The sequence below is a fragment of the Frankia umida genome, assembly GCF_023242945.1.
GTDB lineage: Bacteria > Actinomycetota > Actinomycetes > Frankiales > Frankiaceae > Frankia > Frankia umida.
The window spans coordinates 1-5,882 of the sequence record NZ_JALKFT010000013.1 but is presented as its reverse complement, the minus strand read 5'-3'; the positions used below and the strand labels follow the sequence as shown (position 1 = coordinate 5,882).

General features: G+C 71.9%; 4 protein-coding genes. 2 read left to right on the top strand and 2 right to left on the bottom strand.

Features of this window, described 5'->3' with window-relative positions; all coding sequences use genetic code 11:
• Positions 1–117 precede the first annotated feature (117 nt).
• Positions 118–1,131 carry an NAD(+) diphosphatase gene (gene nudC / locus MXD59_RS14205; protein ID WP_248825233.1) on the bottom strand — a complete coding sequence of 338 codons (1,014 nt, stop codon included), beginning with the start codon at positions 1,129–1,131 and terminating at the stop codon, positions 118–120.
• A gap of 244 nt (positions 1,132–1,375) precedes the next feature.
• Between nudC and MXD59_RS14200 the strand changes: the two genes are divergently transcribed.
• Positions 1,376–2,803: a cation:proton antiporter gene (locus MXD59_RS14200; protein WP_248825232.1), complete on the top strand. Its 1,428-nt coding sequence runs from the start codon at positions 1,376–1,378 to the stop codon at positions 2,801–2,803.
• A 10-nt stretch (positions 2,804–2,813) separates the two neighbouring features.
• Here MXD59_RS14200 and MXD59_RS14195 read toward each other — a convergent pair whose 3' ends face one another.
• Positions 2,814–3,599, bottom strand: coding sequence for an enoyl-CoA hydratase/isomerase family protein (locus MXD59_RS14195; RefSeq protein ID WP_163550840.1), 786 nt, complete (start codon positions 3,597–3,599; stop codon positions 2,814–2,816).
• A 441-nt stretch (positions 3,600–4,040) separates the two neighbouring features.
• Between MXD59_RS14195 and MXD59_RS14190 the strand changes: the two genes are divergently transcribed.
• A complete protein-coding gene (locus tag MXD59_RS14190; RefSeq protein ID WP_248825231.1) occupies positions 4,041–5,753 on the top strand; it encodes an ABC transporter ATP-binding protein in 1,713 nt (570 codons plus the stop codon).
• Positions 5,754–5,882: the final 129 nt, after the last annotated feature.

Genomic DNA, 5,882 nt, shown 5'->3' with positions numbered 1-5,882 from the left:
GGAACCGGGCCAGAACGGGAACCGGGCCAGAACGGGAACCGGGCCAGAACGGGAACCGGGCCAGAACGGGAACCGGGCCAGAACGGGAACCGGGGCGGGCCGGGGCGGGAACCGGGATCAGCCTGCGAGAACCCAGGATTCGATCATGTTGCGGGCGATGGAGACCTGGCCCGGCAGCAGCAGCGGGGAGGGCTCGGCCTCGGTGGAGGTGTCGGCGGCCATCGTGGCGCGGTTGAGGGTGCGGGTGCGTGGGGCGGCTCGCCATTCGCCGCGGGCGAGTGCCTCGCGCAGCTCGTCGCGGTGCACCCAGCGGGCCTCGCGGATCTCGGTCTCGTCCACGTTCAGTGGCTGGTCCGGATCGGCCAGGGCGTGGAATCCGATCATGAGTGACCGGGGGAACGGCCAGGCCTGGCTGCCCAGGTAGCGGATGTCGCGGACGGTGACCCCGACCTCCTCGGCGATCTCGCGCGCGACACAGGACTCCAGCGACTCGCCGGCCTCGACGAAACCGGCGAGGACCGAGAACCGGCCGGGTGGCCAGGCCCGATGCCGTCCGAGCAGAACCTGGTCGCCGCCATCGTGGACGAGCACGATCACCGCGGGGTCCGTGCGCGGGTACTCCTCATGCCCGGCGGCCTCGCACGTCCGGGCCCAACCGGCGTTGACCGGTGTGGTCGGCGAACCGTCCCGGGTGCAGAACCGGGACCGGTCATGCCAGTTGCGCAGACCGACGGCGGCGGCCAGCAGGGCGCCGTCCAAGGGGCCCGTCTCACCGCCCACCGCGTGCCCGTTCAACCATTCGATCTCCGGCCCGGCGCCGGCCTGCTCCTGCGCGCCGCACAGCACCCAGTAGGCGGTGCCGTCGGCCTCACCGAGCAGCATCGCCTCCTCCGGCGGCGAGCCGGCCAGCTCCGCACCCACGCGGGTCCACAGCCGCGACTCGGAGCGGATCACCGCGAGCAGCCCGTCAGGATCGACGAAGAGCACCCGCGCGCTCGCCCAACCCTCCTTCTGCCGGTCGGGGTCACGACGCAGATGTTCGTCCCGGTGAAGCGCGGCACCGGCGAAGGTCGGCGTGCGCACCAGGTCGAAGTGGGTCGGTCGCGGGCGGGCGGGCTCAGGTCGGGACACCGCCCCATTCTCCCGCTCGGACCACACCCGGGCCACGCTCGCGGAGATCATCCCATGGCGACTTTCGGCGCATTCTCCGCCGTCCCGCACAATGCGCTTGAAAATTCACAATCCACCGACTCCGCGCCCGGATGCGCATGCCGAAAAAGGACATCGGGCGGACCACCGGACTGCCATACTGTGCAGCGCGCGACTCCCCCGATACTGGTCGACTTCGCACGCCTGCACCCAGGGAGGCTCGAGGGTGAGCAGTGACCGTCCGGGTAGCGGGGCCGCGTTGGCCCATCTCGCCGAGCAGGCGAAACCGATCGCCGCGATCCCACCACACGATCTGCTCGTGTTCCTGCTCGGGATCACCGCGTTGCTGGGCGGGGCGCTGGTCCTGGGCCGGCTGGCGCAGCGCGTCGGGCTGCCGGTCATTGTCGGTGAACTGGCCACCGGGATCCTGCTCGGGCCGTCGGTGTTCGCGAAGGCCGCCCCGGACGCGGCGCACTGGCTACTGCCCACCGATCCCGACCGGTTCCATCTCCTGGAGGCGGTCGGGCAGCTCGGCGTGATTCTTTTCGTCGGGATGACCGGCACGGAGATGGATGTCGGCGCTGTCCTGCGTCGGGGCCGCACGGCCGTGCGGATCAGTCTTGGCGGGCTGCTCATCCCCCTGGGGCTCGGCGTGGCCACCGGCCTGCTCCTGCCGTCCGGCCTGCTGTCCGCGACAGCCGACACCGAGGTGTTCGCGCTGTTCCTCGGCGTCGCGATGGCGGTCAGCGCCATCCCGGTGATCGCCCGGATTCTCGTTGATCTGAACCTGCTGCAGCATCGCATCGGCCAGCTCACCCTCGCCGCCGGCACCGTGGACGACGCCGTCGGATGGCTTCTGCTCTCGGTGGTGTCGGCGCTCGCGACGACCGGGGTGCGCGCCGGGGACGTCCTGGTCTCGGTGGGCTCGGTGGCGGCGACGGTCGCGGTGGCGATCGTGCTGGGACGCCCCGTGGCCGAGGTGGCCCTGTCGTGGAGCACCCGCCGCCGTGCCACCGGCGACTCGCCGGCCGCGACGGTCAGCCTGACCTGTGCGGTGCTGATCATCGGCGGGGCCGCCGCGACCCAGGCGCTGAGACTCGAGGCCATCTTCGGCGCGTTCGTCGTGGGCATGGTCATCGGGTCACGCCGGTCGTTCGATCCACGCCTGGTCGGGCCGCTGCGCCTGGTCGTCACCGGGGTCCTCGCCCCGCTGTTCTTCGCCCTGGCGGGGCTGCGGGTGGATCTGAGCGCCCTCGCTCGGCCGACGGTGCTGGCCGCGGCCGCCGTGGTGCTGGCGGTGGCGGTGGCGGGCAAGTTCCTGGGCGCCTACCTCGGGGCACGGCGCAGCCGGCTCGGCCACTGGGAGGCGTTGGCGATCGGCGCCGGCATGAACGCCCGCGGCGTGGTGGAGATCGTCGTCGCCGGTACCGGCCTGCGCCTCGGGGTGATCAGCCCCGCCGGCTACACGGTGGTGGTGCTGGTCGCCGTCGCCACCTCGGTGATGGCACCACCGTTGCTGCGCTGGGCGGTCATCCGGGGAGCTCTCGTGCCCGCGGCACCCGAACCCGCGGGCCCGCGCCCGCTGGTGCCCGATGTCGCGGGCGCGACCCCCGCGCCGCGCGATGGCGCCCCCGCCCCCGACCCGATCGTCTGAGCGGACCGGCTCAGACGAACTTCGGTGCCCGCTTCTCGACGAAGGCGGCCGCGCCCTCCCTGCCGTCACCGCCGGCGCAGGCGGAGATGCCACGGGCCTCCAGCTCCAGTTGGCTCTCCAGCCCGTTGTCGTAGGTGGCGGCGAGCAGCCGACGGATCGTGCGATGCGCGTCCGCCGACCCGGCCGCGACCCGCCGGGCGAGCTCCGTCGCCTCCGCCTCGAGATCCTGCGCCGGCACGACCCGGGTGACCAGACCCCACTCGCAGGCCTCGGCCGCCGACAGCCGACGGTTGGTGAACATCAGCTCCTGGGTGCGGCGCAGGCCGATCAGCCGCGGCAGCGCATAGGACGTGGCGCCGTCCGGGCTGAGCCCGACGTTCGAGTAGGCCAGGGTGAACGTCGCCGACTCCGCGGCCAGGACCAGATCGCCGAGGACGGCGAGCCCGATGCCGGCGCCCGCGGTCACCCCGTTCACCGCGACGACCAGCGGCACGTCCATCCGGGCGAAGGTCGTGACGGCCCGGTGCAGCAGATCAGCGAGCTTCTTCATCTCCGCCTCGGCCCGATCGCCGTAGCCGACCATCTCCTTCACGTCGCCACCGGCGCAGAAGAAACGTCCGGCGCCGGTCAGCAGCACGGCGCGCACGGACGGATCGCCCGCGGCGTCATAGGCGGCCTGGGCCAGCTCCGCGGCCAGTTCCTGGGTGATGCCGTTCGCCGCGTCCGGACGATTCAGTGTGATACGTGCCACGGCGTTGTCTCGATCGACCGTCAGAGTGCGGAACTGTGAGCTCATCGGGGGACTCCGTTCGGGGATCTCGGACCGGCTGGCTTTGTGTGCACCACCCACACATCTACCAGCACAGACGCCGCGCCGCACAGACAAGGCACAGCAACACCCAGCCGATCCACAGGGAATCAAGCGATATCACGGCTAACGTGGCGTCACGCCGGCAATACGGCCGGCTTGCGAGAAAGGACGTCGACAATGCCGCTGAAGAAGATTCTTCCGCCACCGCCGAAGCCGCCGAAGAAGGCCCGTAAGCCACTGCCGAAGCACTTCCCCGGGAAACTCCCCCGTTAGGGACCGGAAAAGATTTCCGGCGCCGGTCCGGAGCCTGCCCGCGGTGCGGCCAGCTCCGGACCGGCCCCACCGGCCCCACCGGCCCGCCGGCCGGCCGGCCGCGGCGAGTGCGCTGAGCGCAGGGCAGCAGGGCACCGGCAGGAGGCCGGCGACATGGGTGGACGACGCGCGGGGAGCACCGGCACGCACCGCTCGGGGCGGATCGCCCGGGTGCTACGGCGGCTGCGGCCGTTCGCCCGGCCACATCAGGGCCTCTTCGTCGCCGCCGCGCTGCTGCTGCTCGTCAGCACCGCCGCGCAGACCACGACCGTGTGGCTGTTCGGGCGGCTCACCGACGAGGCCCTGGTGCACGGGGCGACCCACCGCTTCCTCGGGCCGGCGACGGCCTGGCTGGTCGTCGCCGTCGCCGGTGCGGCGGCCAGTTACGCCGGTCATCTGCTGCAGGCACGGGCGTCCGGGCGGCTGTTGGCGGACCTGCGTGAGGCGATGCTGGCGCGGCTGCACGTCCTTTCACCCGCATTCTTCGCCGCGATACCCGCCGGTGATCTGCTGACCCGGTTCGATTCGGATCTGGATGCCGTCGACGAACTCGCCGGAAGTGGTCTGGTGGAAATCGCGACCGCCGTCACCGGGGTGATCTGTTTCACTGCGGCCGCATTTCTGCTGCGCTGGGATCTGGCGTTGCTGGCCTGCGCCGCCGCGCCGCTGTACTGGCTGCTGACCCGCCGGCTCACCGCCCGGGTGCAGATCGCCGCCGAGCGGCAGCGGGTCGCCGAGGGGCAGCTCGCCGCCGTCGTCGAGGAGAACATCAGCGCGGCCGCCCTGGTGCAGACGCACGGGATGGCCGCCCACGAACACCGCCGGCTACGCCGCCACGGCGTGGCCTGGTTCGACGCGCGGCTGGTCGCCTACCGGGTCGCCACGGCGAACGCGGTCCTGGCCACGCTGCTGGAGACGGTGTTCGTCCTGGCCGTTCTCGGTGTGGGCAGCTGGGAGATCTCCACCGGACGGCTCACCCTCGGCGGTCTGCTGTCGTTCGCCGGCTTCCTCGGCTATCTGTACGGCCCGGTTCAGGAACTGGGCACCCTGGTCGTGTCGATCGGCGCCGCCACCGCGTCCGGCGACCGGATACTCGAGTTGCTTGACCATCCGGTGGAGGTGCGTGACGCCCCCGACGCGGGTGAGCCGCACCGCGTCCACGGGCAGGTCCGCTTCGACCGGGTCAGCGTCCGGTTCCCCGCGGCATCCACCCCGGTGCTTGACCAGGTGTCGTTCGTGTTGCGCCCCGGCCAGCTCACGGTGCTCACCGGCGGTAGTGGCGCGGGCAAGTCGACGATCACAACGCTGCTGGTCCGCCTGCGCGATCCGAACTCCGGTCACATCCTGCTCGACGGCTACGATCTTCGTTCCCTCACCCTCGCCTCACTGCGCCGGGCGGTCACCGTCGTCGCCCAGGACAGCCCGCTGCTTGACGGCACCCTCTGGGCGAACCTGACCTGGGGCATCCCGGACGCCACCGAGCCCCAGGTCCTCGCGACCGCGCGGGCCGCCGGCGTCGACACCTTCGCCCGTGCTCTGCCGAACGGCTACGACAGCCACCTCGGCCAGGGCGGACGGCTGCTTTCCGGAGGCCAACGCCGCCGCGTCGCGATCGCCCGTGCCCTGCTGCGCGACTCCCCCGTCCTCGTCCTGGACGAACCCACCGCCGGCCTGGACGACCGCACCGCCGAACGCCTGGTCCACACCCTCCGCGGGCTCGCCGCCCTGCGCACCGTCCTCGTCGTCACCCACGACCTGCGGCTGGCCGCCGACGCCGACAGCCTGCTCGTCCTCGACGGTGGACACTTGACATCCTCCCCGGCCTGAAGACCGGGGATTCCCACCCTCGCGGGCAGGTTTTCCTGTTTCACTGACAGACGCCTCCCCACTGCTAGGAGTGGGGTGGTCTCACTCCGTCTCCGCAGGCGATCACGGCGAGCCCCGCCGCGAGAACAT

Bases quoted from the DNA above. Each gene is read 5' to 3' on its own strand.
- MXD59_RS14190 (WP_248825231.1), top strand. From the start codon at position 4,041: ATGGGTGGACGACGCGCGGGGAGCACCGGCACGCACCGCTCGGGGCGG.
- MXD59_RS14195 (WP_163550840.1), bottom strand. From the start codon at position 3,599: ATGAGCTCACAGTTCCGCACTCTGACGGTCGATCGAGACAACGCCGTG.